Consider the following 26,174-nt stretch of genomic DNA (forward strand, 5'->3'; position numbering starts at 1 on the left):
GGGCACTGGATCCGTCGTGACGGGGCGGGGGCTAGCTCGCGTTGGTCTCGATGACGACGGTCCGCTCGGCGGTGGTCTTGCCGCGCAGGGCCTTGCCGAGGGCGCCGGCGACGTCCTGCGGGGTGACCGCCGTCTTGGCGCCGGTGCCGCGGGTGATCAGGACCCCGTCGAAGGTGTTCCCGTAGACCGCCTTGAGCGCCTCCAGGTCGAACTTCTCCGTGAGGCGGCCGTCCACGGCCTGCATGCTGAGGAACTTCGGCAGGGACTTGGAGCCGAAGGGGAGGGACTTGCCGCCCGCCTTGACCGTGGCGATGGCGGACATCGCCGGCTCCGCGAACTCCTTCATCGCCCGGTCCAGTTCGGCCTGGTTGACGGCCGGTTCCCTGGTGGTGGTCGGCAGTTCGGCCACGGCCGCCTTGCCGGTGGCGACCTGGTCGCGGAAGGCCTTGGTGACCAGGTCGACGGAGCCGTCCACGTCCAGGGTGGTGCCGGGCTTGCCGGGCACCGCGACGGCCTTGCCGGTGTCGAAGGTGATCGTGCCCTCGGTGGCCGATCCGGCCGTGCCCGCGAGCTCCTGGAGCGCGACCTGGAGCTTCTCCTCGTCGACCGGCATCACGGGGTCGGCGACGCGCTCGTTGCCGAGGAGGGAGCCGATGACCGTGACGGGGTTGTAGTCGCTGCCGGCCGCGTTGCGGACGGTGGTCTGGCCGTCGAGGGTCAGCCCGGCCTTGTCGGGCTTCAGCTCGACCTGCTTGCCGCCGACGTTGAGCTGGATGGGGGTGGCGGCGCGGGTGCCGAAGGCCGTCTGGAGCTTGGCCACGGCCTCGTCGCGGCTGCCGCCGATGTCGACGCCGAGGACGGTGGTGCCCTTGGGGACGTCGGAGTGGTTCAGGAGCAGCCCGGCGCCGTAGGCCACGCCGATCAGGGCCACGATCCCGCCGCCGAGCAGGACCAGCTTGGAGCGGCCCTTCTTGGCGGGCTTGGCGGCGTCCTTCTGCTGTGCGGGCGCCGGGCGCGGGGCCGCCGGTGCCGGTACGGGGACGGGCGTCGGCAGCGGCGTGTTCAGCTCGGGGCCGGGCCAGCCCGCCGCCTCCTCTACGCGGGGTCCGCCGGGGCCGCCGACCCGGCCGGAGCCGAAGCCGGGACCGCCGGTGGGCCCGGCGGGCTGGTTTCCGTAGACCGGGAACGCCTCGGTGACGGGGCTGCCGTCGTCGCTCCCGTACGCCGGGAAGCCCTGGGTGGAGCCGACGCCGGGGCCGCCGGGCATCGGGCCGCCGGGCGCGGGCGCGGGCGGCTGGGCGTAGCCGGTGCCGTAGTCCGCGACGGGCGGCGGCGGTGTGCGCGGCGGTGCGTAGGTGCCGTCCGGCGCCGGCGGGCTCTGGGTGCGCGGCGGCGCGTACCCGCCGCCCGGCACGGGCGGAGGCGGCGGGGTGGGGGTGTGCGCGGCGCCGGGCACGGGCCGCTGCGCGAGCGGGGGCGGCGGGGCCGACGCGGCCGGCGGCAGCTGCGCGGCGGCGGGCGGCGGGGTCGCGGGGGCGGCGCCGGCGGGCTTGCGGGGGGCGAACCAGTTGCTGGCGGCCGGCTCCTCGGCTTCGGCCGGGCCCTGGGCGCGCGCCGGCTCCGCCTCCCGCTCGGCCTCGATCCGCGTCGGCTGGGGCTTCGGCCGCTGCGCGGGCGCGGGCTTCGGCCCGGCCGTCGGCTCCGGCCCCTGATCCGCGGCGGCGGCGGCCGGGCCGGAGTTGGTGCCCATCGACTTGCGCACGACCACCGGCGGGATCGGCCGGGAACCCGGGATGTTGATTCGGATCCGGGTCGTCAGGGTGGTCTCGGTCTTGGGCCCGTCGGATTCGGGCGTGGACGGCTTCGAGGTCACAGGGTTCTCCTCCGGAGCGGTCGACGCGCCAGGTCCGGACGGCACGGTCGTGGACGGGTGCTGGCCGGTTCCGTACGGCGGCGTCCCCGAGGGGTATGCGGCTCCACCGTGCCCCTTGGGCCCGGAGGACGAACTGTCGGTTTCACGACTCAAGGCAGGTTCTCCCGGTTGGCTCCGCCGCCCGTCATACCGTGCGCGGGCAGCTCGGCGGCCCGTCCACCATACTGGCCGCCGCCCGCACGCAACTGACGGCCGGGATTCAGGGGTTCCTCACAGGGCCCGCCAAACCCCCCTGAACCGGCCCGAGAGACCCCACGCCCGACCCTGCGCCGATCTCCCTACGAGGTCCGACACCACGTCACTTGGCGGAGCGCGCGGCCGAAACCGGCCGGTCCAGCGGACCGCGCATCGTGGCACACATCACAGCCAGCACCGTTCCACCCAAAAGGTAGGCGTACATGCCGATTCCGGACGAACTGAGGAGGAAGTCTCCCTCGGGGCGCGGAACGCTGAGCATCACGTACGCGAGGAACCAGCCGGCCGCGGCCCCGCCGACGCCGAGGGCGGTGCCGAGGGCGATCCGGCCCCCGAGGAAGAGCCCGAAGAGGGCCAGCAGGGCGAGCAGCATGCCGCCGGGGAACCACAGGTCCACCACCAGCCAGCCGGCCGCACCGGTCAGCGCGCCCGCGGCCACCAGGCCCAGGCCGCCGGCGACCCGGCCCACCGTCAGGCTGCCGGTCACGCCCCCACCCCCGCGAAGAGGTCGTGCTCGCGCGTTCCCGCCGGTACGCCGGGCCGGCCCTCGACCAGTTCGTAGTACTCGCGGGTGAACAGCGGCTGCGCCAGGTCGTTGGAGAGGGCGAAGAAGGGCCCGTCCACGGCGATCTGGGTGGCGTGGGCCCGCATGGCGGCCGCCTTCGCCGCGACGAAGGCCTCCTCGGCCCCGATCTCGGCGGTGATCCGCTCGTCGGCGACGACCCCGGGCACGTCCTCGGGCGAGCCGAGCCCCGGGAAGGGGTTCTCGGCTCCGGCGGCGCGCAGCCGGGCGAAGCCCTCCTCGACCGCGGAGAGCGGGACGCGGTTCCAGTAGACCTTCCCGACCGTGTGCGGGTCGCCGAGGTCGCGCCGGTACGCGGTCTCCGCGGCCAGTTCGGCGGCGCGCATGGCGACCCGGTGGGCCTGGATGTGGTCCGGGTGCCCGTAGCCGCCGTCCGGGTCGTACGTGACGAGCACCTGCGGGCGCAGCTCGCGGATCACCTCCACGAGGTACGCGGCCGCCTCGTCCACGTCGGCCGACCAGAAGGCCCCCGGGCGGTGGTTCTGCGGGGCGCCCATCATCCCGGAGTCCCGGAAGCGGCCGGGGCCGCCGAGGAACCGGTGGTCGTGGACGCCCAGCTCGGCCATGGCTGCGGCGAGTTCGCCGACGCGGTGGGCGCCGAGGGTGTCGTCGCGGTCGGCCGCCAGGTGGGCGAGGCCGGGCGGGATGACCTCGCCCTCCTCGCCGAGGGTGCAGGTCACCAACGCGACGTGGGCGCCCTCGGCCGCGTACTTGGCCATGGTGACGCCGTTGTTGATCGACTCGTCGTCCGGGTGCGCGTGCACGAGGAGCAGACGACGGGCGGGAAGACCGTTCATGGGCCTAGCCTACGAGGCACGGCTCAGAACTTGAGGCCACTGATCATGCTGGCCACGTTCGAGGTGAGCTGGCTGAGGGTCGGGGCGATGGTGGAACTCGCCAGGTAGAAGCCGAGCAGTACGCAGACGACCGCGTGTCCCGCCTTCAGGCCGGCCCTCCGGACCAGCAGGAAGACGATGATCGCCAGCAGCACCACGGCGGAGATCGAGAGTGCCACGGCGTTTCACCTCCACGTCGAGCGGACATCGGTACGCGCATTCGTGCTCGGCGAGAGTCATACCCACCGTGCGCTACGGATCATAACTATCCGTGCCAGCGCATCGATCGAAATCCGGCAGCACGAGGGGCGCATGGCGCGCACGGGCGGGGTCACGGGGAGGTCGGCCGGGGCGGCTGTACGCCTCCCCGGCCGACTGTCGGCACCCGCACGGCCGCACGGCACCCAGGCTGCATGCCCCAGATCTCGGGGCAGAAACGGTCAAGTTGCCCCCGTGTAAACCGCGTTGTGGGGCACTGCCCCCGCCCGTGCCTCACACCCCGTGGGTGGCCGGAAATCATCGGTCTGCGGGGCGCGTGTCCCACGGACAGGACAGGGCGGAACAGGACCGGACGGGCCGGGACTAGTCCTCCGTACCCGGCGGCGGCATCTGCGGGACCACCTGTTTCTCCGCCGCGAAGTGACACGCCGAGGGGTGGGCCGCCGGGCCCGGGGGGAAGGCCTGCGGCACCGCGAGCAGCGGTACCTCCGCCGCGCAGCGGGGCTCGGCCTTCCAGCAGCGGGTGCGGAAGGGACAGCCCGACGGCGGGTTGGCCGGGGACGGCACGTCACCGGAGAGGATGATCCGCTCGCGGTGGGCGCGGGCTTCCGGGTCCGGCACGGGAACGGCCGAAAGCAGGGCCTGGGTGTACGGGTGGGTCGGGTGGTCGTAGATCTGGCTGTCGGTGCCGATCTCCACGATCCGGCCGAGGTACATGACGCCCACCCGGTCCGAGATGTGCCGCACGATCGACAGGTCGTGCGCGATGAAGACGTAGGACAGGCTGAAGTCCTTCTGGAGGCGGTCCAGGAGGTTGATCACCTGCGCCTGCACGGAGACGTCGAGCGCGGAGACCGGCTCGTCGGCCACGATGATCTCGGGCTGGAGCGCGAGGCCGCGGGCGATGCCGATGCGCTGGCGCTGGCCGCCGGAGAACTGGTGCGGGTACCGGTTGATGTACTCCGGGTTCAGGCCGACCACGTCGAGGAGGTCCTGGACCTTCTGCCGGCGCGAGCCCTTGGGAGCCACCTCGGGGTGGATCTCGTAGGGCTCGCCGATGATGTCGCCGACCGTCATCCGCGGGTTCAGCGAGGTGTACGGGTCCTGGAACACCATCTGGATGTTGCGGCGCACGGCCTTCAGGGCGCGGCCGGACAGCCTGGTGAGGTCCTCCCCCTTGTAGAGGATCGAACCCGCCGTCGGCCGCTCCAGGTTGACCAGCATTTTGGCCACGGTCGACTTCCCGCAGCCCGACTCGCCGACGATGCCCAGCGTCTCGCCGGCGCGCAGCTCGAAGGAGACCCCGTCGACGGCCTTGACCGCGCCGACCTGTTTGCGGAAGACGATGCCCTGGGTCAGCGGGTAGTGCTTGACCAGGTCCTTCACTTCCAGGAGGGACTCAGCCATGGAGGCACTCCTTCCAGAAGAAGCACGCGCTGGTCCGCTCCTCGGCGACCTCCGCGAGCGGCGGGACCTCGGCGCGGCAGACGGCCTGCGCCATCGGACAGCGCGGGTTGAAGGCGCAGCCGGGCGGGATGGCCAGCAGGTTCGGCGGCAGGCCCTTGATGGCGTAGAGCTCCTGCCCCTTCTGGTCCAGGCGCGGGATGGAGTCCAGCAGGCCGCGCGTGTACGGGTGCGCGGGCGCCTTGTAGATCTCGTGGACGGGGGCCGCCTCGACGATCCGGCCGGCGTACATGACGGCGATCTTGTCGGCCACGTCCGCGACCACGCCGAGGTCGTGGGTGATCAGGATGAGGCCCATGTTCAGCTCGCGCTGCAGCTCGGCCAGCAGGTCCATCACCTGCGCCTGGACGGTCACGTCCAGGGCGGTCGTCGGCTCGTCCGCGATGATCAGCGAGGGCTCCAGGGCCAGCGCCATGGCGATCATGATGCGCTGGCGCATGCCGCCCGAGAACTGGTGCGGGAAGTCCCCCACCCGCTGCTTCGCCGCCGGGATCCGCACCCGGTCCATCAGCTCGACGGCCCTGGCCTTGGCGTCCTTGCGGGACATCCCGCGGTGGACCTCGTACATCTCGCCGAGCTGCTTGCCCACGCTCAGGACCGGGTTCAGCGAGGAGAGCGCGTCCTGGAAGATCATCGCCATGTCGGCGCCGCGGATCCTGCGCCGCTCCTCCTCCTTCATCTTGAGGAGGTCCTTGCCCTTGAAGAGGATCTCGCCGCCCGTGATCCGGCCCGGCGGCATGTCGAGGATGCCCATCACGGCCTGGGCGGTCACCGACTTGCCGGAGCCCGACTCGCCGAGCACGGCGAGCGTCTCGCCCTCGTCCACCGAGTAGTCGACACCGTTGACCGCCTTCGCGACTCCGTCGCGCGTCTTGAATTCCACGTGCAGGTCGCGGACTTCGAGCAGCATGTGCGGGGCTCCTCAGCGCAGCTTGGGATCGAGGGCGTCGCGCACCGCGTCGCCGAGCATGATGAAGGCGAGCACCGTGATGCTCAGCGCGCCCGCCGGCCAGAGCAGCATGTGCGGGGCGTTGCGGATCTGCGAGGCCGCGTTGGAGATGTCGATGCCCCACGAGACGGTGGGCGGGCGCAGGCCGACGCCGAGGAAGGACAGGGTGGCCTCCAGCGCGATGTACGTGCCGAGCGCGATGGTGGCGACGACGATGACGGGGGCGACGGCATTGGGCGCCACGTGCCGCAGCAGCATCCGGCCGTTGCCGGCGCCCAGGGCCCGGGCGGCCTGGACGTAGTCGTTCTGTTTGGCGGTGATCACCGAGCCGCGGGCGATGCGGGCGATCTGCGGCCAGCCGAGGAGCACGATGAAGCCGACCACGGGCCACACGGTGGTGCTGGTGACGACGGACAGGAAGACCAGGCCGCCGAGGACCACCGGGATGCCGAAGAAGATGTCGGCGACCCGGGAGAGCAGCGCGTCGCCCCAGCCGCCGAAGAAGCCGGCGAGCCCGCCGAGCGCGGAGCCGAGCAGGGCGGCGCCGAGGGTGGCGCAGACGCCCACGGTGATGGAGGCGCGCGCCCCGTACACCGTGCGGGTGTAGACGTCACAGCCCTGCGTGTCGTAGCCGAAGGGGTGGCCCGGGGAGGAGCCCTGCTGCGATTTGGACAGGTCGCACTGGAGCGGGTCGCCGCTCGCGATGAGCTGCGGCCAGATCGAGATGATCACGAGGAAGAGGATCAGCAGCGAGGAGAGGATGAAGACGGGGTTGCGGCGCAGCTGGTGCCAGGCGTCGGACCACAGCGAGCGGGCCTTCTCGGTGGGTCCGGGGCCGGTCGGCCCGGCGGTCTTCTCGATGCCCTCGACGCTCTCGGCTTCCTCCAGCGCGAGATCCATGGGTCCTCCCTGACCGGTGGGGGAGACCGCCTCGTGCCGGCGGGGGCCGACGGGGTCGTATCCGCCGGGGCCTTCAGCGCGCTCGGGGGGCTCGGGGGGCTCGGGCTCAGGCTCAGGCATAACGGATCCTCGGGTCCAGGACCGCGTAGAGCAGGTCGACGAGCAGGTTCGCCAGCAGGAAGACGATGACGAGGATGGTCACGAAGCCGACGACGGTGGGCGAGTTGTTGCGCAGGATGCCCTGGTAGAGCTGGTAGCCGACGCCGTGGATGTTGAAGATCCGCTCGGTGACGATGGCGCCGCCCATCAGGGCGCCGATGTCGGTGCCGATGAAGGTGACCACCGGGATCAGTGAGTTGCGCAGGAGGTGGCGGGTGACGACCCGGCTCCGGGGCAGGCCCTTGGCCGTGGCCGTGCGCACGTAGTCGGCCTTGACGTTCTCGGCGATGGAGGTGCGCGACAGCCGGGTGACGTAGGCGAGGGAGACCAGCGCGAGGACGATGCCGGGCAGGATCAGCTCGTTGAGGGGGGCTTCCGGGGAGACGGTGGGCCGCACCCAGCCCCATTTGACGCCGAAGAGGTACTGGAGCAGGTAGCCCGTCACGAAGGTGGGCACGGAGATGACCACGAGGGTGGCCACGAGCACGGAGGTGTCGACGGTCTTGCCGCGGCGCAGCCCGCTGAGCACGCCGAGGGTGATGCCGATGACGACCTCGAAGAAGATCGCGACCAGGGTCAGGCGCAGGGTGACGGGGAAGGCGCTGGCCATCAGGTCGGTCACGGACTGGCCGTTGAAGGCCGTACCGAAGTCGCCCTGGAAGATCTGGCCCATGTAGTGGAGGTACTGCTTCCACAGGGGCTGGTCGAGGTAGAGGTCCTTGCGGATGCGGGCGGCGGTCGCGGGGTCGGGGGCCTTGTCGCCGAAGAGGGCCGCGACGGGGTCGCCGAGCGCGTACACCATGACGAAGATCAGGAACGTGCTGCCGATGAACACCGGGATCATCTGGAGCAGCCGCCGGATCACATAACGTCCCATGGACTGCTCCAGGATCGATCCGAAACGTGGGTCAGCTGACCTTGATCTGGTCGTACACGGGCACGCTGAACTGGTTGAGCGCCACGTCCGAGAGCCGCTCGGCGTAGCCCGCGCTGCCGTTCTGGTACCAGAGCGGGATGGCCGGCATCTGCTCGGCGAGGATCTTCTCGGAGTCCTGGAACTTCGCGATGGCCTTGGCCGGGTCGCTCTCCTGGTTGGCCTCGTCGACGAGCTTGTCGAAGTCCGGGTTGCTGAACTTCCCGTAGTTGGAGGAGGCGCCGGTGTAGTAGAGCGGCTGGAGGAAGTTCTGGATCAGCGGGTAGTCGGCCTGCCAGCCGGAACGGAAGGGGCCGGTCAGCTTGAAGGCGCTCTGCTGGTTGCGGAAGTCGGCGAAGGTGCCGATCGGGTTGACCGTGCACACCGGGCCCTCGCCCAGCGCGTTGTTGACGCTGTTGCAGACGGCGTCCATCCAGTCGCGGTGCGAGCCGGTGTCCACGTTGGAGGTCAGCGTGACCTTGCCGCCGGGGAGCCCGCCGCCCTCCTGGATGAGCTTCTTGGCCTCGGCCGGGTCGTAGACGCAGGCGTCGCCGCAGACGGTGGAGGAGAAGCCGCCCTTCTCGCCGAGCGCCGGCGAGGTCCAGTCCTTGGCGGGGGTGCGGGTCTCGCGGAAGATCTGCTTGGTGATCTCGTCGCGGTTGATCGCCCGGGAGATGCCCTGGCGGACCTTCTCCATGCCCGGCTTGCTCCACTGCGCGTCGTACAGCGGGAAGGTGAGGGTCTGGATGATGAGGGCCGGCTGGTTGATGTACCGGTCCCCGAGGTCGTTCTTGACGTTCTTCAGCTGCTGCGCCGGGATGTCGTCGACGAGGTCGAGGTTGCCGGAGATCAGGTCGGTGTAGGCGGTGTTGTTGTCGGTGTAGACCTTCAGGTCCACGCCGCCGTTCTGCGCCTTGTCCGCACCGGGGTACGCGTCCCACTTGCGCAGCTTCATGCCGGTGCCCTTGGTGTACGAGTCCACCGTGTACGGGCCGTTGCCGACGGGCTTGTTCAGCCAGCCGGTGTGGTCGGTGAAGAAGGCCTTGGGCAGCGGCGAGAAGGCCTGGTAGCCGAGGGTCTCGGGCCAGGTCGAGAACTTGTTCTTGAGGGCGACGGTGAAGGTCTTGGGGTCCTTCACCACCAGCCCTGACATCGTCTTCGCCTTCGGTTCCCCGGAGGCCGGGTGCACGTCCTGATAGCCGACGATGTCGGAGAAGAACGGCGAGTTGTTCTGCTTGTTGCGCACGTCCGCGCCGTAGTTCCAGGCGTCCACGAAGGACTGCGCCGTGACCGGCTCGTCGTTGCTGAACTTCCAGCCGTCCTTCAGCGTGATCGTGAAGTTCTGGCTGTCCGTCGTCTCGATGTTCTCGGCGAGCATGTTGTTCGCCTCGCCGGTCTTCGGGTCGTAGCGCTTGAGACCCCGGAACAGCATGTCGAGGACCTTGCCGCCCTGCACCTCGTTGGTATTGGCAGGCTCCAGCGGGTTCTGCGGGTCACCCCACGAAGAGCTGACGATCCCCGCGTCGCCCCCGCCCCCACCGCTGTCGCTTCCACCGCCGCAGGCCGTCGCCGCGAGGGCGACGGCCACCGCACATGCGGCCCACTTGGCGTGGGTGGCTCCGCGCATGGAGTGCCTCCTAGGGGTCCCAGACTCACTTAGGGGCCAATGTCACCCTATGTGGGGGCCCGCACACTCCTCGTTGGACCGATTGCACCCGCGCGTCACGCCCCTGTCACCCCTGCGAGTGCAACGTCAGCTCCCAGGAGTCGACCGCGTAGTGCAGGCCCATGCCGTGCGCCTCGTAGAGCCCGAGTGCGCCGGTTTCGTTGTGGGTGTCCACGCCGAGGCCGATGGTGTCGCGGCCGCGGGCGGCGTAGGCCGCGAAGCAGTGGCGCAGCAGGAAGCCGCCGAGGCCGCGGCCGCGGAGTTCCTTGCGCACGCCGATGTGGCCGAGCCAGCCCATGCTGGTGCGGTCGTCGCGGGTGAGCAGGACGGCCGCGTCGCCGTGGCCGGGCAGGCTCGCGATCCAGACCAGGGACCAGTCGAGGCGGCGGCCGTCGATGTGGTCCAGCCAGCTCTCGTACGGGCGGTCCACATGGCCGAAGTGCGCCGCGAAGGTCTCCTCGATGAGGGCGTGGGCCCGGCGGCGGTCGGCCTCGTCGTCGGCGCAGTGGCGCAGGGTGAGCCCGTCCGCAACGGCCGGCGGGAGGTCGGCGGCCGGTGACAGGGAGCGGGTCATCACCTGGTAGCGGCGGATGGTGTGGTAGCCGCGCCCCGCGAGGTGGGAGAGGTCGAGGGTGGGCTCCACGTTGAGCTGGAGCCGCAGGACGCCGGAGGCGGCGGTCAGCTCCCGGGCCCTGGTCTCCATGCGCTCCAGCAGCAGGACGGCTGCCTCGTCGTGGCCGGGCAGTACGTAGTGGTCGCCGTCGACGCGGCCCGGTCCGGAGTCCGCCCAGACGAGGGCGTAGGCCACGAGCCGGCCGTCCTCGAAGGCGAGCCAGGAGTCGGTGGCCAGGTCGACGTCGGGGGCGTTGAGGTCGGATTCGACGGTGCCCAGGTCGGTTTCCGGGCGGCCGATCTCGATCATGTCGACGGCGTTGAGGAGGGCGCAGATGTCGCCTGCGTCCCCGGGCCCGGCGGGCCGTACGGTGAGGGTCATTGCCTCACTCTCCGGGCCGCGCTCCAGGCGCCGCAACCGGGTTCCCGGGACCCGTACGGAAACGGCCGGTCCCCCGGTGCTCGAAGCACCGGGGGACCGGCCGTGGACGTACGGGTCCGTCGGAGGTCAGACGGCCAGGATGGCCTTCTCCTCCGCGAAGTGGCACGCCGACTCGTGCGCGGCCGGGCCGGTCTGGCCCTTGAAGCGCTCCGGGATCGCCAGCAGCGGCTCCTCGGTGGAGCACTTGTCCTGGGCCTTCCAGCAGCGGGTGCGGAAGCGGCAGCCCGACGGCGGGTTGGCCGGCGACGGGACGTCACCGGTCAGGATGATGCGCTCGCGGCCCTCACGGGCCTCCGGGTCGGGGACCGGGACGGCGGAGAGCAGCGCCTGGGTGTACGGGTGCGTGGGGTGCTCGTAGATCTGGGCGTCGGAGCCGATCTCGGCCATCTTGCCCAGGTACATGACGCCGACGCGGTCCGAGATGTGCCGGACGATCGACAGGTCGTGCGCGATGAAGAGGTAGGAGAGGTTGAACTCGTCCTGGAGCTTCTCCATCAGGTTGATGACCTGCGCCTGCACCGACACGTCGAGCGCGGAGACCGGCTCGTCGCAGATGATGATCTCGGGCTGCAGGGCCAGGCCGCGGGCGATGCCGATGCGCTGGCGCTGACCGCCGGAGAACTGGTGCGGGTACCGGTTGATGTACTCCGGGTTCAAGCCCACGACGTCCAGGAGCTCCTGGACCTTGCGGCGCCTGTCGCCCTTGGGAGCCACCTCGGGGTGGATCTCGAAGGGCTCCCCGATGATGTCGCCGACCGTCATGCGCGGGTTCAGCGAGGTGTACGGGTCCTGGAACACCATCTGGATGTTGCGGCGCACGGCCTTGAGGGCCTTGCCGGACAGCCGGCTGATGTCCTCGCCCTTGTAGAGCACCTGGCCGGAGGTGGCCCGCTCCAGGTTCATCAGGAGCTTGGCGACCGTGGACTTGCCACAGCCGGACTCGCCGACGATGCCGAGGGTCTCGCCCTGGTAGAGGTCGAAGGAGATCCCGTCGACCGCCTTGACCGCGCCGACCTGCTTCTTGAACAGGATGCCCTGGGTCAGCGGGAAGTGCTTGACCAGGTTGCGGACCTGGAGGATCGGCTCGCGCTCGGTGGCGTTCTTGGTGAGCTCAGCCATGGATCTGGTCCTTCCAGAAGTGGCACGCGCTGCCGCGGCCCGGCAGTTCGGTGCCGTCCTGCTCGGTGACGGGGTGCAGTACGGGGATCTCCGTACGGCAGATGTCCTGCGCCTTGGGACAGCGGGGGCTGAAGGCGCAACCCGTCGGGATGCGGAGCAGGTTGGGCGGCAGACCCTTGATCGCGTAGAGCTCCTGGCCCTTCTGGTCCAGGCGCGGGATCGAGTCGAGCAGGCCGCGGGTGTACGGGTGGGACGGACGCTTGTAGATCTCGTGGACCGGAGCGGTCTCGACGATCCGGCCCGCGTACATGACGGCGATCTTGTCCGCGACGTCGGCGACGACGCCGAGGTCGTGGGTGATCAGGATCAGGCCCATGTTCATCTCGCGCTGGAGCTCCGCGAGCAGGTCCATGACCTGGGCCTGGACCGTCACGTCGAGGGCCGTGGTGGGCTCGTCGGCGATGATCAGGTCCGGCTCCAGGGCCAGCGCCATGGCGATCATGATGCGCTGGCGCATACCGCCGGAGAACTGGTGCGGGTAGTCGCCCACGCGCGCCTTGGCGGCGGGGATCTTCACCCGGTCCATGAGCTCGATGGCCTTGGCCTTCGCGTCCCTCTTCGAGGCGCCGCGGTGGACCCGGAACATCTCGCCGAGCTGGTCGCCCACCGAGTAGACCGGGTTCAGGGACGACAGGGCGTCCTGGAAGATCATCGCCATCTTGTTGCCGCGGAGCTTGCGCCGCTCCTCGTCGGACATCTTGAGGATGTCCTTGCCGTGGAAGCGCACCTCGCCGCCGGCGATCCGTCCGGGCGGGCTGTCGAGAATGCCCATGATCGCCTGTGCGGTGACGGACTTGCCGGAGCCGGACTCGCCGAGCACGGCGAGGGTCTCGCCGGCGTTGACGCTGTAGCTCACGCCGTTGACGGCCTTGGCGACCCCGTCACGGGTCTTGAACTCGACCTGGAGGTTGTCCACCTCCAGCAGCGGCACGGCGGACCCGCCGCCCGTCTCCGCAACGCTGAGAATCTCCGACGTCGTCACGCCGCCACCTTCGTCCTGCTTGCTGATGTTGTCTCGGGGCATCGGGCGGCCCTACCGGAGCTTCGGGTCGAGCGCGTCACGCAGGCCGTCGCCGACGAAGGCGAAGCCGAGCACGGTGACGACGACGAACAGGCTGGGGAAGTACCACAGGTAGTCATTGACGCCGATGAAGCCCTGTCCGGCCGCCAGCATGTTGCCCCACTCGGGGACGTCGACGGGGACACCGGCTCCCAGGAAGGAGAGCGCTGCCACACCGACGATCGTGGTGCCGACGTTGAACGTCGCGTAGACCAGAACGGCGGTCAGCGAGTTCGGCAGGATGTGCGTGCGGACGACCCGCCAGCCGCCGGCGCCGAGCGCCTTGGCCGCGTGGACGTAGTCCATCTCGCGCACCGACAGGATCGAGCTGCGCAGGAGCCTGGACACGGTGGCCCAGGAGAAGATGGCCAGCGAGATGACCACCGGGGTGATGCCGCGCCCGGTGACCAGGATGATGACGACGGCACCGATCATCAGCGGGAACGCGAGGAACACGTCCGCGACGCGCATGACCAGGGTGTCGGCGAAGCCGGCGAAGTAACCGGCGATGGCGCCGAGGGCGACACCGATCAGCACCGCGAAGAAGATCGAGGCGAGGCCCACGAACATGGCGACGCGGGTGCCGGCGATCAGGCGCGAGAACATGTCGCGGCCCAGGGCGTCGGTGCCCATCCAGTGCGTGCCGTTCGGCGAGGCGAGGGTGTTCTCCAGGTCCTGGGCGGCCGGGTCGTACGGCGCGAGCATGTCGCCGAAGATCGCCGTCAGGAACAGCAGGGAGATGATCACGAGACCGACGACGGCCAGCTTGTTCTGGACGTAGCGGTGCCGGATCTCGCCCCACTGGCTCAGTTGCTTGGGTGCGGGTTCGGCGGTGGCCGAAGCGGACGACACGGGGTTCTCGTCCCCGATCGCCGGGCTCGTTGCGAGCTCAGACATGAGGAAATCCTCCTTGGGGGCGGTCAGCTGAGGCGGATACGCGGGTCGAGGGCCGCGTACAGCAGGTCCACGATGAGGCTGAGGACGACGAAGATCGCGACGCTGTAGGTCACGACCCCGATGACGATCGGGTTGTTCTGCTGCTGAATCGCCTGAACCAGTGCCAGACCGACACCGTCCCAGTTGAAGATCGCCTCAGTGATGAGCGCACCACCGAGGAGTCCGCCGAACGAAATGCCCAGGTACGTGACCACGGGAATCGACGAGTTGCGCAGCACGTGCTTGAACAGCACGCGGCGTCGCGGAAGTCCCTTGGCCACGGCCGTCTTCACGTAGTCCGCGCGCAGCACCTCGAGCATCGTGCCGCGGGTGAGGCGGGCGACGAAGGCGATGTCGGTGATGGCGAGGGTGATCGCGGGAAGGACCATGCCCTCCAGCTTGTCGCCGCCCAGCTGCGGGAACCACTGGAGATCCACCGCGAAGAACTTCATGAGCAGCATGCCGATCACGAAGGTGGGGAAGCCGACGGCCATCGTCGTAAAGAATGTCGTGGCCATGTCGAGAATGCTGTATCTGTAGAGCGCGGCGATGATGCCGACGCCCATACCGAACACGGTGACGAGCACGATGGCCAGGATGGCCAGCTTCGCCGTGTTCTGAAGCTTGGGTGCGAGGATCTCGGAAACCTCGCGGCGCTGCACGAAGTCCTCGCCGAGGTCACCGGTGGCGACCTTCGCGACGTAGTTCACGTACTGCTCGGGCAGCGACTTGTCGAGCCCGTAACGCGCCTTCAGTTCCGCGACCACTGCGGGGTCACGTGCCTTGTCGCTGCCCGCGATCGAACCCACGGGATCGCCGGGGAGTACGAACAGACACGCGAACAGAACCATGGTCGCGCCTATGAGGACTATGACCATCTGCCCGAGGCGACGGGCGACGTACCTTCCCATGTTTTGCCTCTCTACCTGGCCGCTTCTGGGAGCAGCGACCTCCAGCCCAAGGAACGGGCCGGCTCTCGGCGTGCGGGGGTTGCCCGCGGATGTGAGGGGTGCCGAAGTGAAAACGGCCTGCCGAGCGGGGCCGCGGCCCACCGGTCACCCGGGGGCCGCGGCACGTTCGCTCCTGACGGATATACCGTCCGAACCGATTACTTCTTGAGCGAGATCTTCTCGAGGATCGGGTCCTCGTTGAAGTTGATGTCGTCCAGACCGTTGAACTTGTCGGTCGCCATCAGGCGGAACTGGGAACGGTTGAAGGTCGGGATGAGCGCCATGTCGTCCATGGCCATCTTCTCGGCCTGCTTGTACATCGTGATGCGAGCGGCCTCGTCCTTGGTGGCGCGGGCCGTGTCGATCAGCTTGTCGAACTCGGGGTTGTTGTAACGGACGCGGTTGTCACCGGTCACGTTGCCCTCGGCGTCCTTGTTCATCGAGGCCGAGTGCAGCAGCGGGAACAGGAAGTTCTCCGGGGTCGGGTAGTCCGCGCCCCACGCGAAGCGGTAGACACCGGTGGCGCCGGAACCCTGCTGCTCCTTGAGCATGCCCGGGAAGTCCTTGCCGTCCAGCTTGACCTTGACGCCGAGGACGTCCTCAAGCTGCTTCGCGATGGCCTGGACCCACTCTTCGTGGCCCGCACCGGTGTTGAAGCTGAACTTGATCTCGGTACCCGGCTTCAGGCCGCCCTTCTCGGCGTGCTCCTTGGCCTTGGCGACGTCCTGCTTGACGCAGGAGACGCAGAGGTCCTTCTGGTACGCCTTCGGGAACGCCGGCGGCACGATGGTCGTCGACGGGGTCTGGTAGCCCTGGAAGACACCCTTGGCGATGGCCTGACGGTCGATCGCGTAGGAGATCGCCAGACGGGCGTCCTTGTTGTTGGTCGGGCCGTTGTCACCGATCGGCAGAACGAAGTTCATGCCGTTCGTGTCCTTGGCGAACCACTTGTTCTGCGGCTTGTACTTCGCCTCGGCCGTCTTGAGCATCGGCGTCGGGATGTGCGCGTAGTCGAAGGTGCCGGCCTGGAAGCCGTCGTACTCGAGCTGCTGCGCGGTCTTGTCGTTGAGGAGCGTGACCTGGACCTTCTGGAGGGAGGCCTTGGTCAGCGAGTAGTCGTCGTTGCGGACGAGGTTGATCGCCTTGTTGTGCTCCCAGGTGCCGTCCATCTTGAACGGACCGTTACCGATGGGGGCCTCGCCGAACGCCTTGTCCTCTTCGCCGACCTTGGCCGACTTCGGGACGGGGCTGTAGGCGTTGTGCGCCGTCTTCAGGACGAACTCACAGTCCGCCTTGGACAGGTCCACCTTGATGGTGTTCGGGTCCGGAGTGGTGACACCGGAGAAGGTCTTGGCGGAGCCGTCCTGCAGCTCGGCGTAGCCCTTGATGCCGGCGAAGTGGTACGCGACGTCGGACGCGGCGGCCTTGTGCGCGGCACGGGCCCAACCACGGGCGAACGCCTCGGCGTCCACGACCTCGCCGTTGGAGAACTTGGTGTCGGGCTTGACCTTGAAGGTCCAGGACGTGCAACCCTCGTCCGCGCTCGCCGACTCGGCGAGCGCGGGCTCGGCCAGGCCGTCCGGCGTGTTGCCGTACAGGCCGGTGAACAGGGCGTTGGCCAGCAGGATGCCCGTGGACTCGTGGGCACGCCCCGGGTCGATGGTGTCCGGCTCCGTGCTGCCCATCCGGAACACGCCACCGTTGGCAGCGCTGCCCTTGTCCTTGCTGTCACCGTCACCGCCGCCACAGGCGGTAGCGGCCAGGGCGACGACAACCGCGCCCACGACCCACTTGGCGCTCTTGGCACCGCGCATGGGTTTCCTCCTCATGAGTCCACTGATCGACTTGAGGGGCAAAAAAACCTCGCCGACACCCCTGACGGCGAGCGAATTCCTGCCCATAGTGTGCTCGTGAGTCGGCGCGCTCCCCACAGCGCGTGACCCATTGACCCGAGCTCAATGGAGCCATCCTCAGGGACTGCCAGGCCGTAAACCACACTTGGGTGGTCTCGTTTTCACAACATCGATCCGCGGCAGAAACCCGAAATCCGGACAAACGGATAGGAGACAGACACGTGCGAAACGGACGGTTAGCTCATCTTCCGGAGTGTCACGGTCGGTATGCGGACACCAGAACGCAAAAATCCGCTTGACAGAAGCGAACAGCCCCTCCCGTCACGGAGTCCGTGACGAGAGGGGCTGCTGCATTTCAGAGTGCCGCGACCCACAGCGTCCGCCGCGTCCGCCCACCCGAGCAAACCACGGGACGGGCGACGCAACGGCCCTGCTGCGTAAGGCCTTTACTCCTACTTGGCCGACTTGGCACGCGACGCGGTGCGCGAGCGGTCCTTCTGGTCCAGCACGACCTTGCGGATGCGGACGGCCTCCGGGGTCACCTCGACGCACTCGTCGTCGCGGCAGAACTCCAGGGACTGCTCCAGGGAGAGCTTGCGGGGCGGAATCACGTTCTCCGTGTTGTCCGCGGAAGCCGCACGCATGTTGGTGAGCTTCTTCTCCTTGGTGATGTTCACGTCCATGTCGTCGGAGCGCGAGTTCTCGCCGACGATCATGCCCTCGTACACCTCGGTGCCGGGGTCGGTGAACAGGACACCGCGCTCCTGCAGGTTGATCATCGCGAACGGCGTGACCGAACCGGCGCGGTCGGCGACCAGCGAACCGTTGTTACGGGTCACCAGCGGGCCGAACCACGGCTCGTGGCCCTCGTGGATCGAGTGGGCGATGCCGGTGCCGCGCGTACCGGTCAGGAACTCGGTACGGAAGCCGATGAGACCGCGCGACGGGACGACGAACTCCATGCGGACCCAGCCGGAACCGTGGTTCGACATGTTGTCCATGCGGCCCTTGCGGACGCCCATGAGCTGCGTGACCGCGCCCATGTGCTCCTCGGGGACGTCGATCGTCATGCGCTCGACCGGCTCGTGGACCTTGCCGTCGATCTCCTGCGTGACCACCTGCGGCTTGCCGATGGTCAGCTCGAAGCCCTCGCGGCGCATCTGCTCGACCAGGATGGCGAGCGCGAGCTCACCGCGGCCCTGGACCTCCCAGGCGTCCGGGCGCTCGGTGTCGAGGACGCGGAGCGAGACGTTACCGACGAGCTCGCGGTCCAGACGGTCCTTGACCTGGCGGGCGGTGACCTTGCGGTCCTTGACGGCGGACTTGGCGTCCGCGCCCTTGCCGCTGCCGCCGCGGCCGACCATCGGGGAGGTGTTCGTACCGATGGTCATGGAGATCGCCGGCTCGTCCACCGAGATCAGCGGGAGCGCGATCGGGTTCTCCGGGTCGGCCAGGGTCTCGCCGATCATGATTTCGGGGAAACCGGCGACCGCGCAGATGTCACCCGGGCCCGCCACCTCGGCCGGCTTGCGGGTGAGCGCCTCGGTCATCATCAGCTCGGTGATGCGGACGTTGGAGATCGAGCCGTCACGCTTGATCCAGGCGACGGTCTGGCCCTTGCGCAGCTCGCCCTGCTCGACGCGGACCAGCGCGATGCGGCCGAGGAAGTTGTCGGCGTCCAGGTTGGTGACGTGCGCCTGGAGGGGGGCCTCCTCGTCGTACACCGGGGCCGGGACGTGCTCCAGGATGGTGGAGAAGAACGGCTCCAGGCTGTCGCTGTCCGCGGGGACGGTGCCGTCCTCCGGCTTGGTCAGCGAGGCGACGCCGTCACGGCCGCAGGCGTAGACGATCGGGAACTCGATCTGGTCCTCGTCCGCGTCCAGGTCGAGGAAGAGGTCGTACGTCTCGTTGACGACCTCGTCGATCCGGGAGTCCGGACGGTCGGTCTTGTTGATGCAGAGGATGACCGGCATCTTCGCCTGCAGGGCCTTGCGCAGGACGAAGCGGGTCTGGGGCAGCGGACCCTCCGAGGCGTCCACCAGCAGGACGACCGCGTCCACCATCGACAGACCGCGCTCGACCTCACCACCGAAGTCGGCGTGGCCGGGGGTGTCGATGATGTTGATCGTGATCGGGGCCCCGCCGTCCTTGGGGTGATACTTCACCGCCGTGTTCTTGGCGAGGATCGTGATGCCCTTCTCACGCTCCAGGTCGTTCGAGTCCATCATGCGGTCGTCGAGGTGCTGGTGGGCGGCGAAGGCACCGGCCTGCTTGAGCATGGCATCGACGATGGTCGTCTTGCCATGGTCGACGTGGGCGACGATGGCGACGTTACGGATGTCGTGGCGCGTGGGCACTTCGGCGCTTCTCCCGGGATCGTGGATGGCGTCGCGTACGGCCTGGCACGCGCGCCTCGGCCGGGCGAAAACCTGCCACGGCCTTACCCCATGGTACGTCGCGTGGCGGGAATCGCCTGCCGGGGGCTGTCAAGGGGCCGGACGAATGAGCGCGGCCGAGTGCTGCGTGGGGTGCCCGGGCCGCCCATCGTGCCGGTAATCATGCGGGTCAACGGCCGGGTCAATGGGTATGGCACGACCTTGCCCGCCGGGGATCCGGCGGGCAAGGGACTTGAGTCACATCTGAGCTTGCCACCTGGGGGTCAACCTGACAGGCACCCCTTTGTCATCACTTCTTCGCCCACGCTACTTCTTCTTGTCCTTGGCGGCCGGCGGCTTCTTCCAGCCGATGTCCTGGTAGCGCGGGGTGCCGAGGCCGAAGGCGCCGGCGTTGGCCAGGCCCGGCTTGACGGCCACCAGCTCCGGGCGCTGGTAGAGCGGGATGGAGCCGGCGGCGGCCCAGATCCGGGCGTCCGCCTTGCGGATCAGCTCGCGGGACTGCTCCTCGTTCAGCTCGCCGACCGCCTGGTCGAAGAGCTGGTCGATGTGGTCGGTGCCGACCCGGGTGTAGTTCTGTTCGACGAGGAGCGAGCCGTCCGCGGCCGGCTCCGGCTTGGCGAAGATGGGCCGGGCGTCGGTGGCCGGGTAGGCGGTCGCGGGCCAGGAGTAGAGGGCCAGGTCGTACTGGCCCGAGGCGATGTGGTCCTTGAAGAAGCTGTCGTCGGCCACCTTGGTCGTCTCGGTGTTCACCCCGACCTTCCGCAGCATCTGGGCGATCCGCTCGCCGACCGCGCGCAGGGACTCCGAGCCGGGGCCGGCCGGGAGGACGAAGCGCAGGGTGAGCGCCTTGCCGTCCTTGGCGAGCATGGCTCCGGAGGTCCGGGTGGCCTGCTTGGCCGGGGCCGGAGAGGCCTTGGCGGGGTCGGTCGCGTCACCGTCGCGGGCCGCGCTGCGCTTGCCGTCGTCGACGGCCGCCACCCGGGCGGCCTGGGCGAGGAGGGAGACCTCCTGCTGGACGCCGAAGGGGGCGGGGGCCAGTACGGGGGAGGGCCGGTCCAGCGCATCGCCCGGGGCCGCGGCGAGGGGACGCTCGCCGGGGCCCGCCGGGCGGCCCTGGGGGCGCTGCCCGGCGGCCGAGCGCGGGTCTCCGTTGGCCTCGTCGTCCTGGCCGACGATGTAGAGGCCGTCGTTTCCGGTGCCCGGGCCCGAGGGGGTCTTCCCGTCGTCCTGAGACTCGCTCTCCGGGCCGGCCTTGGCTCCCGCCGGCTCGGTGATCTTGCCGCCGCGGCGCCAGCCCGCGTCCGCGAGGAGGGACTGGGCCGCCTGCATGTCCTGACCGCCGAGGGCGTCGCTGTTGTCGGCGTACGCCCGCTGCCCGGCCAGCGCCACGTGGCTGCCGACGGGCTTCGCGGGCAGGCCGAGCGGCTTCAGCACGAGCTCGGCCAGTGCCTTGCGGTCCAGCGCCCGGGCCACGGCCCGGCGCACCCGCTCGTCCGCCAGCGGGCCCGTGGACCCGTTCATCGCGAGCTGGGTGTAGGCCGGCTCCAGGGACTTGCGGACGGTGAACTTCCGCAGGGCCGTCTGCTCGTCGGCGTACCGTTTCACGGACGCCACGTGCTTGTCGCGGCTTTCCTTCTCCGCCGTGGCCTTGTCCTCGTCCGTCCCGAAGGCGACCGCCCACGACAGCGTGGCCTGCGCCGGGGTCATCGCGGCTCCCGGACCGTGGGCCGGGGCGCCGCCCGAGCCCGCGGCGCCCTTGCCGGTGGCGTCCTTGCCGGTGGCGTCCTTACCGGCCGCGTCCCGGCGGGCCAGTGCGATCCGGTCGGCGCCGTTGCGGTCGATCTCGGCCAGATCCAGCTTCCCTGCCGCCAGCGCCGCGGCGCGCTCGGCCCGCGGCACCGCCGTCAGGACCAGCGTGTCCAGCTTGGCCTGCCGGCCCCACCAGCGCGGATTGCGGGTGAGGGCCGCCGTACCCGTCTTCTTGTCGATGGCCCCGAGGGCGAAGGGCCCCGCGGTGACCTTCAGAGCGCCGCGGGCGCCCTCGTTGAAGGCGTCAGGGGTGCCCGTGACCTGCTTGGGGTAGAGCGGGCTGAAGAGCGAGCGCCAGTCGGCGTACGGCTTGGCGAAGGTGACCCTGACCTCCAGGTCGGTCTTGCCCTTCTCGATCTTCTCGATCCGCTCGTAGCCGGCGTTGCGCGCCGTCCAGTACGCCGAGTCCTTGCCGTTCAGCGCCCGCCACTGCGCCACGAAATCGGCGGCGCCGATCTCGCGTCCGTCGCTCCACACCGCCTGCTGGTTCAGCTTGTAAAGGACGACCTGCTTGGGCTCCCGCTCGACGACCTCGGCCTTCTCCAGGTAGTCGGGATTGGCCACGGGCCGTCCCTTGGCGTCCAGCACGAACAGCTGCGGCAGCACGGCCCCGGCGATGCGGGTGGTGGTGGCGTCCGCGTCGGCCTGGAAGGTGTTCAGGGTGTCCGGCAGGGTGTCCACGGCCCAGCGCAGCACACCCCCGTCCGCGACCTTCTCGCGGGCGGTCGTGGCGATGTCCTGCCCGGCGGCGACAGGGCCGCCCTCGTCTTCACCCGCGCCGCAGCCCGTGAGGAGCGGCAGTGCGAGGACTCCCGAGGTCAGGAGCGCCAAGGACCTGCGCCTTCGCTGGGACATGGGTGGTACCTCCGGGGCGGGGCGTGGGGGAAGCATGATCACGTTCGGCGGTATATGGAGCTGATCACACCGGTTGCCGGATCCCACTGAAATCGACGGTCCGCCGCACCCTTCGCACCCGCCTCTCGCCACGCCGCGAACCCCACCCGTGCGGACCAATCCGGCTTGCGCACCGAAGGGCGTTCCCCCGGGAGAGGGATGAGAATGGGGGTCGGGGAGGGGCGCACAGTTCACGCCTGCGCGCCCGCAATCGCTGCACGTCCCTTCACAACGGGGGACGGGAAGCGCGACACTCGCAGGCGCACATGAGCGTTGCCACCGCACCTCGGCGGAAGTGAGGGCAAATCATGTCCCTGCAAGACGATCTGAACGCCGTACGCCGAAACCTCGACGAACTCACGCGCAAGGTCGAGCAGCTGGAGCAGCAGGCCGGGCGACGCAGGCCCGGGAGCTCGCCGCCGGCGTCCTCGCCGGAGCCGTCCCGGATGGTGACGGTCCCGGACACGCCGTACGACAGCTCGCTGTGGACCGACTCGGACGACGAGGGCCTCGGCGCCCGCGACCGTCGCGCGCCCTGACCGGCGTACGCGACCCCACGACCTCCCGCACACCCCATCCGGCCCGGCCGCTCGCGGCCGGGCCCCCTGGGGCCACCCCTCATCACTCCTCCCGGAGTCCTCTTTGGCCACAGGAACACAACCACCCCAGCAGCGGCCCGGCGGCGTCCACGACGCCTCCCGGGCCGCGATCGCTGCCCGGCACCTGCGGACCGACCGGTGGTGGGTCTCCCCCGCCGTCACCGCGGCCGGGCTGCTCGCCTTCATCGCCTACTCGACGTGGCGGGCGTTCGCGAACGCCGACTACTACGCGGCCCCGTACGTCTCGCCCTTCTACTCCCCGTGCCTCGCGGAGAACTGCGTCCCGATGAAGGGCGGCCCCAACTGGGAGATCTTCGGCAGCTGGTGGGGCCTCTCCCCCGCCCTGCTGATCCTGATCTTCCCGCTCGGGTTCCGGCTGACCTGCTACTACTACCGCAAGGCCTACTACCGCGGCTTCTGGGCCTCGCCGCCCGCCTGCGCCGTCGCCGAACCGCACACGAAGTACACCGGCGAGACCCGCTTCCCGCTGATCCTCCAGAACGCCCACCGGTACTTCTTCTACGCGGCGGTCCCGGTCGCGGGCATCCTCACGCACGACACCGTGCTGACCTTCCGCGACGAGCACTACGCGTGGGGCCACATGGGCCTCGGCACCCTGCTGTTCCTGGTCAACATCACGCTGATCTGGGCCTACACGCTGTCCTGTCACTCCTGCCGCCACATCATGGGCGGCCGGCTCAAGCACTTCTCGAAGCACCCGGTCCGCTACCGGCTCTGGGGTTGGGTCAGCCGGCTCAACACCCGTCACATGGAGCTGGCGTGGGCCTCCCTGATCAGCGTGGCCCTGTGCGACTTCTACGTCTACCTGCTGGCCAGCGGCGCCTTCACCGACCCGAGGATCTTCTGACATGGCCCAAGTGGAACGGCAGCAGTGGGACGTGGTCGTGGTCGGCGCGGGCGGCGCCGGGCTGCGGGCCGCGATCGAGGCGCGCGAGCGCGGGGCCCGTACGGCCGTGATCTGCAAGTCCCTCTTCGGCAAGGCCCACACGGTGATGGCGGAGGGCGGGATCGCCGCCTCCATGGGCAACGTCAACGAGGGCGACAACTGGCAGGTGCACTTCCGCGACACCATGCGCGGGGGCAAGTTCCTCAACCAGTGGCGGATGGCCGAGCTGCACGCGAAGGAAGCCCCGGACCGGGTCTGGGAGCTGGAGACCTGGGGCGCGCTGTTCGACCGGACGCCCGACGGGAAGATCTCCCAGCGCAATTTCGGCGGCCACGAGTACCCGCGCCTCGCGCACGTGGGCGACCGCACCGGCCTGGAGCTGATCCGCACCCTCCAGCAGAAGATCGTCGCGCTCCAGCAGGAGGACTTCAAGCAGTACGGGGACTACGAGGCCCGGCTCAAGGTCTTCCAGGAGTGCACGGTCACCAGGGTCCTGAAGAGCGAGTCCCATGGCGGCTCCGCCGCGGAGCAGCGGGTCTCGGGGACCTTCTGCTACGAGCGCGAGTCCGGCCGGTTCTTCGTCCTGGAGGCCCCGGCGGTGGTGCTGGCCACCGGCGGGATCGGCAAGTCCTTCAAGACCACGTCGAATTCGTGGGAGTACACCGGCGACGGCCACGCGCTGGCCCTGCTCGCGGGCGCGCCCCTGCTGAACATGGAGTTCGTGCAGTTCCACCCGACCGGCATGGTCTGGCCCCCGTCGGTGAAGGGCATCCTCGTCACCGAGTCGGTGCGCGGCGACGGCGGGGTGCTGCGCAACTCCGAGGGCAAGCGGTTCATGTTCGACTACGTGCCCGACGTCTTCAAGGAGAAGTACGCCGAGTCGGAGGCGGAGGGCGACCGCTGGTACGAGGACCCGGACCACAACCGGCGCCCGCCCGAGCTGCTGCCGCGCGACGAGGTGGCGCGGGCCATCAACTCGGAGGTGAAGGCCGGCCGCGGCTCCCCGCACGGCGGGGTCTTCCTCGACGTGTCCACCCGGATGCCCGCCGAGAAGATCAAGCGGCGACTCCCGTCGATGTACCACCAGTTCAAGGAGCTGGCGGACGTGGACATCACCGCGGAGCCGATGGAGGTGGGTCCGACCTGCCACTACGTGATGGGCGGCATCGCGGTCGACTCCGAGACCGCGGCCACCGTCGGGGTGCCGGGGCTGTTCGCCGCGGGGGAGGTCGCGGGCGGGATGCACGGCTCGAACCGGCTCGGCGGGAACTCCCTGTCCGACCTGCTGGTCTTCGGGCGGCGGGCAGGGCTGCACGCGGCGGAGCACGCCGCGGCCGCCGGTGCGCGCCCGGCGGTCTCCCAGGCGGAGATCGACGCGGCGGCCGCGGAGGCGCTGGCCCCGTTCCACGCGGCCGAGGGCGCGGAGAACCCGTACACCCTCCACCAGGAGCTCCAGACGACCATGAACGACCTCGTCGGCATCATCCGGCGCGAGGGCGAGATGGCCGAGGCCCTGGAGAGGCTCGCGACCCTGCGCGTACGGGCCGCCCGGGCCGGGGTCGAGGGGCACCGGCAGTTCAACCCGGGCTGGCACCTGTCCCTGGACCTGCGGAACATGCTGCTGGTCAGCGAGTGCGTGGCGCGCGCCGCCCTGGAGCGCACCGAGAGCCGCGGCGGGCACACCCGCGAGGACTGTCCGTCGATGGAGCGCGGCTGGCGTCCGGTGAACCTGCTGTGCCGCCCCGTCGACCCGCCCCCGGCGGACCCGGCGGCCGACCGGATCGTCCTCGAACGCACGCGCACCGAGCCCATCCGTCCCGACCTGCTCGCGCTCTTCGAGAAGGAAGAGCTGGTCAAGTACCTCGCCGAAGAGGAGCTGTACCAATGAGTACGTACGACGCGAGCTTCCGGATCTGGCGGGGCGACGCGGAGGGCGGGGAACTGCGGGACTTCACGGTCGAGGTGCACGACGGGGAGGTGGTCCTGGACATCGTCCACCGGCTCCAGGCCACCCAGGCCTCGGACCTCGCGGTGCGCTGGAACTGCAAGGCGGGCAAATGCGGCTCGTGCAGTGCGGAGGTCAACGGCCGGCCGCGGCTGATGTGCATGACGCGGATGTCCACCTTCGAGCGGTCCGAGACGATCACGGTCACCCCGCTGCGGGCCTTCCCCGTCGTCCGTGACCTGGTGACGGACGTGTCCTTCAACTACGCGAAGGCACGGGAGGTGCCGGCCTTCGTGCCGCCGGAGGGGGTGGCGCCGGGCGCGTACCGGATGCAGCAGATGGACGTGGAGCGCTCGCAGGAGTTCCGCAAGTGCATCGAGTGCTTCCTGTGCCAGGACACCTGCCATGTGGTGCGTGACCACGAGGAGAACAAGAGCGCGTTCGCCGGTCCGCGTTTCCTGATGCGGGTCGCGGAGCTGGACATGCACCCCCTGGACGCGGCGTCGGAGGCGGGCCTGGACCGCAAGCGCACCGCCCAGGAGGAGCACGGGCTGGGCTACTGCAACATCACCAAGTGCTGTACGGAGGTCTGCCCCGAGGGCATCAAGATCACCGACAACGCGCTGATCCCGCTGAAGGAGCGGGCGGTGGACCGCAAGTACGACCCGCTGGTGTGGCTGGGCAACAAGATCGGGCGCCGGCACGGCTGAGGGCCGGGGCGAGGCCGGGGCCGGGGTCCTCTCCGGGAGGGCCCCGGCCCGGGCGGGTCACTGCA

The 26,174-nt window shown here is 69.7% G+C and carries 21 protein-coding genes; 4 read left to right on the plus strand and 17 right to left on the minus strand.

Annotation, left to right across the window (positions count from 1 at the left end; all coding sequences use genetic code 11):
* Positions 1 to 31: 31 nt before the first annotated feature.
* The 17 genes from ACZ4VT_RS13355 to ACZ4VT_RS13435 all read right to left on the minus strand — a co-directional run bounded on the left by ACZ4VT_RS13355 (position 32) and on the right by ACZ4VT_RS13435 (position 21,909).
* Positions 32 to 2,026 (minus strand): peptidoglycan binding domain-containing protein, encoded by a 1,995-nt coding sequence (locus ACZ4VT_RS13355; RefSeq protein ID WP_467949128.1) that lies wholly within the window; start codon positions 2,024 to 2,026, stop codon positions 32 to 34.
* A 205-nt stretch (positions 2,027 to 2,231) separates the two neighbouring features.
* Positions 2,232 to 2,615, minus strand: coding sequence for a DUF6113 family protein (locus ACZ4VT_RS13360; RefSeq protein WP_467949129.1), 384 nt, complete (start codon positions 2,613 to 2,615; stop codon positions 2,232 to 2,234).
* Entirely contained in the window at positions 2,612 to 3,508 is an 897-nt protein-coding gene (gene mshB, locus ACZ4VT_RS13365; protein WP_467949131.1) for an N-acetyl-1-D-myo-inositol-2-amino-2-deoxy-alpha-D-glucopyranoside deacetylase, read from the minus strand. Before mshB ends, ACZ4VT_RS13360 begins: the two co-directional genes overlap by 4 nt.
* A 23-nt stretch (positions 3,509 to 3,531) precedes the next feature.
* Entirely contained in the window at positions 3,532 to 3,726 is a 195-nt protein-coding gene (locus ACZ4VT_RS13370) for a hypothetical protein (protein WP_030012369.1), read from the minus strand.
* A 403-nt stretch (positions 3,727 to 4,129) separates the two neighbouring features.
* Positions 4,130 to 5,173 carry an ABC transporter ATP-binding protein gene (locus tag ACZ4VT_RS13375; RefSeq protein ID WP_467949132.1) on the minus strand — a complete coding sequence of 348 codons (1,044 nt, stop codon included), beginning with the start codon at positions 5,171 to 5,173 and terminating at the stop codon, positions 4,130 to 4,132.
* Positions 5,166 to 6,140: an ABC transporter ATP-binding protein gene (locus ACZ4VT_RS13380; RefSeq protein WP_467949134.1), complete on the minus strand. Its 975-nt coding sequence runs from the start codon at positions 6,138 to 6,140 to the stop codon at positions 5,166 to 5,168. Before ACZ4VT_RS13380 ends, ACZ4VT_RS13375 begins: the two co-directional genes overlap by 8 nt.
* Before the next feature lie 12 nt (positions 6,141 to 6,152).
* A complete protein-coding gene (locus tag ACZ4VT_RS13385; protein ID WP_362797621.1) occupies positions 6,153 to 7,079 on the minus strand; it encodes an ABC transporter permease in 927 nt (308 codons plus the stop codon).
* Between the two features lie 112 nt (positions 7,080 to 7,191).
* Positions 7,192 to 8,115 carry an ABC transporter permease gene (locus tag ACZ4VT_RS13390; RefSeq protein ID WP_467949136.1) on the minus strand — a complete coding sequence of 308 codons (924 nt, stop codon included), beginning with the start codon at positions 8,113 to 8,115 and terminating at the stop codon, positions 7,192 to 7,194.
* A 31-nt stretch (positions 8,116 to 8,146) separates the two neighbouring features.
* Positions 8,147 to 9,778 carry a peptide ABC transporter substrate-binding protein gene (locus ACZ4VT_RS13395; RefSeq protein WP_467949138.1) on the minus strand — a complete coding sequence of 544 codons (1,632 nt, stop codon included), beginning with the start codon at positions 9,776 to 9,778 and terminating at the stop codon, positions 8,147 to 8,149.
* 106 nt (positions 9,779 to 9,884) lie between these two features.
* Positions 9,885 to 10,811 carry a GNAT family N-acetyltransferase gene (locus ACZ4VT_RS13400; protein WP_467949140.1) on the minus strand — a complete coding sequence of 309 codons (927 nt, stop codon included), beginning with the start codon at positions 10,809 to 10,811 and terminating at the stop codon, positions 9,885 to 9,887.
* Between the two features lie 126 nt (positions 10,812 to 10,937).
* Complete coding sequence (locus ACZ4VT_RS13405) at positions 10,938 to 11,990, minus strand: ABC transporter ATP-binding protein (RefSeq protein WP_467949142.1); 1,053 nt, start codon at positions 11,988 to 11,990, stop codon at positions 10,938 to 10,940.
* Entirely contained in the window at positions 11,983 to 12,966 is a 984-nt protein-coding gene (locus tag ACZ4VT_RS13410; protein ID WP_467949217.1) for an ABC transporter ATP-binding protein, read from the minus strand. Before ACZ4VT_RS13410 ends, ACZ4VT_RS13405 begins: the two co-directional genes overlap by 8 nt.
* Positions 12,967 to 13,083: 117 nt before the next feature.
* The gene (locus ACZ4VT_RS13415) at positions 13,084 to 14,007 is read right to left on the minus strand and encodes an ABC transporter permease (RefSeq protein WP_467949143.1); all 924 of its coding nucleotides are present in this window, start codon (positions 14,005 to 14,007) and stop codon (positions 13,084 to 13,086) included.
* A 23-nt stretch (positions 14,008 to 14,030) separates the two neighbouring features.
* Positions 14,031 to 14,897 (minus strand): ABC transporter permease, encoded by an 867-nt coding sequence (locus ACZ4VT_RS13420; RefSeq protein WP_467949145.1) that lies wholly within the window; start codon positions 14,895 to 14,897, stop codon positions 14,031 to 14,033.
* Between the two features lie 257 nt (positions 14,898 to 15,154).
* The gene (locus ACZ4VT_RS13425) at positions 15,155 to 16,810 is read right to left on the minus strand and encodes a peptide ABC transporter substrate-binding protein (protein ID WP_467949147.1); all 1,656 of its coding nucleotides are present in this window, start codon (positions 16,808 to 16,810) and stop codon (positions 15,155 to 15,157) included.
* A gap of 491 nt (positions 16,811 to 17,301) precedes the next feature.
* Positions 17,302 to 19,206, minus strand: coding sequence for a translational GTPase TypA (typA, locus tag ACZ4VT_RS13430; protein WP_467949148.1), 1,905 nt, complete (start codon positions 19,204 to 19,206; stop codon positions 17,302 to 17,304).
* Between the two features lie 345 nt (positions 19,207 to 19,551).
* On the minus strand, positions 19,552 to 21,909 hold the full coding sequence (locus tag ACZ4VT_RS13435; RefSeq protein ID WP_467949150.1) for an ABC transporter family substrate-binding protein: 2,358 nt from the start codon (positions 21,907 to 21,909) through the stop codon (positions 19,552 to 19,554).
* Between the two features lie 347 nt (positions 21,910 to 22,256).
* Between ACZ4VT_RS13435 and ACZ4VT_RS13440 the strand changes: the two genes are divergently transcribed.
* The 4 genes from ACZ4VT_RS13440 (at position 22,257) to ACZ4VT_RS13455 (ending at position 26,109) form a co-directional block, all read left to right on the plus strand.
* Positions 22,257 to 22,487: a hypothetical protein gene (locus tag ACZ4VT_RS13440; protein ID WP_467949152.1), complete on the plus strand. Its 231-nt coding sequence runs from the start codon at positions 22,257 to 22,259 to the stop codon at positions 22,485 to 22,487.
* Positions 22,488 to 22,590: 103 nt separating this feature from the next.
* Positions 22,591 to 23,415 (plus strand): hypothetical protein, encoded by an 825-nt coding sequence (locus ACZ4VT_RS13445; protein WP_467949153.1) that lies wholly within the window; start codon positions 22,591 to 22,593, stop codon positions 23,413 to 23,415.
* 1 nt (position 23,416) lies between these two features.
* Complete coding sequence (locus tag ACZ4VT_RS13450; protein WP_467949154.1) at positions 23,417 to 25,342, plus strand: fumarate reductase/succinate dehydrogenase flavoprotein subunit; 1,926 nt, start codon at positions 23,417 to 23,419, stop codon at positions 25,340 to 25,342.
* Complete coding sequence (locus ACZ4VT_RS13455; protein WP_467949156.1) at positions 25,339 to 26,109, plus strand: succinate dehydrogenase/fumarate reductase iron-sulfur subunit; 771 nt, start codon at positions 25,339 to 25,341, stop codon at positions 26,107 to 26,109. The genes ACZ4VT_RS13450 and ACZ4VT_RS13455 overlap by 4 nt, the downstream gene beginning before the upstream one ends.
* Positions 26,110 to 26,174 lie beyond the last annotated feature (65 nt).

It is taken from the genome of Streptomyces sp. NPDC029164 (assembly GCF_055563995.1).

Excerpts from the sequence above, each read along its gene's own strand:
- mshB (WP_467949131.1), bottom strand. The coding sequence starts at position 3,508 with ATGAACGGTCTTCCCGCCCGTCGTCTGCTCCTCGTGCACGCGCACCCG.
- ACZ4VT_RS13375 (WP_467949132.1), bottom strand. The coding sequence starts at position 5,173 with ATGGCTGAGTCCCTCCTGGAAGTGAAGGACCTGGTCAAGCACTACCCG.
- ACZ4VT_RS13380 (WP_467949134.1), bottom strand. The coding sequence starts at position 6,140 with ATGCTGCTCGAAGTCCGCGACCTGCACGTGGAATTCAAGACGCGCGAC.
- ACZ4VT_RS13385 (WP_362797621.1), bottom strand. The coding sequence starts at position 7,079 with ATGGATCTCGCGCTGGAGGAAGCCGAGAGCGTCGAGGGCATCGAGAAG.
- ACZ4VT_RS13390 (WP_467949136.1), bottom strand. The coding sequence starts at position 8,115 with ATGGGACGTTATGTGATCCGGCGGCTGCTCCAGATGATCCCGGTGTTC.
- ACZ4VT_RS13395 (WP_467949138.1), bottom strand. The coding sequence starts at position 9,778 with ATGCGCGGAGCCACCCACGCCAAGTGGGCCGCATGTGCGGTGGCCGTC.
- ACZ4VT_RS13400 (WP_467949140.1), bottom strand. The coding sequence starts at position 10,811 with ATGACCCTCACCGTACGGCCCGCCGGGCCCGGGGACGCAGGCGACATC.
- ACZ4VT_RS13405 (WP_467949142.1), bottom strand. The coding sequence starts at position 11,990 with ATGGCTGAGCTCACCAAGAACGCCACCGAGCGCGAGCCGATCCTCCAG.
- ACZ4VT_RS13415 (WP_467949143.1), bottom strand. The coding sequence starts at position 14,007 with ATGTCTGAGCTCGCAACGAGCCCGGCGATCGGGGACGAGAACCCCGTG.
- ACZ4VT_RS13420 (WP_467949145.1), bottom strand. The coding sequence starts at position 14,897 with ATGGTTCTGTTCGCGTGTCTGTTCGTACTCCCCGGCGATCCCGTGGGT.
- ACZ4VT_RS13425 (WP_467949147.1), bottom strand. The coding sequence starts at position 16,810 with ATGCGCGGTGCCAAGAGCGCCAAGTGGGTCGTGGGCGCGGTTGTCGTC.
- ACZ4VT_RS13435 (WP_467949150.1), bottom strand. The coding sequence starts at position 21,909 with ATGTCCCAGCGAAGGCGCAGGTCCTTGGCGCTCCTGACCTCGGGAGTC.
- ACZ4VT_RS13440 (WP_467949152.1), top strand. The coding sequence starts at position 22,257 with ATGTCCCTGCAAGACGATCTGAACGCCGTACGCCGAAACCTCGACGAA.
- ACZ4VT_RS13450 (WP_467949154.1), top strand. The coding sequence starts at position 23,417 with ATGGCCCAAGTGGAACGGCAGCAGTGGGACGTGGTCGTGGTCGGCGCG.
- ACZ4VT_RS13455 (WP_467949156.1), top strand. The coding sequence starts at position 25,339 with ATGAGTACGTACGACGCGAGCTTCCGGATCTGGCGGGGCGACGCGGAG.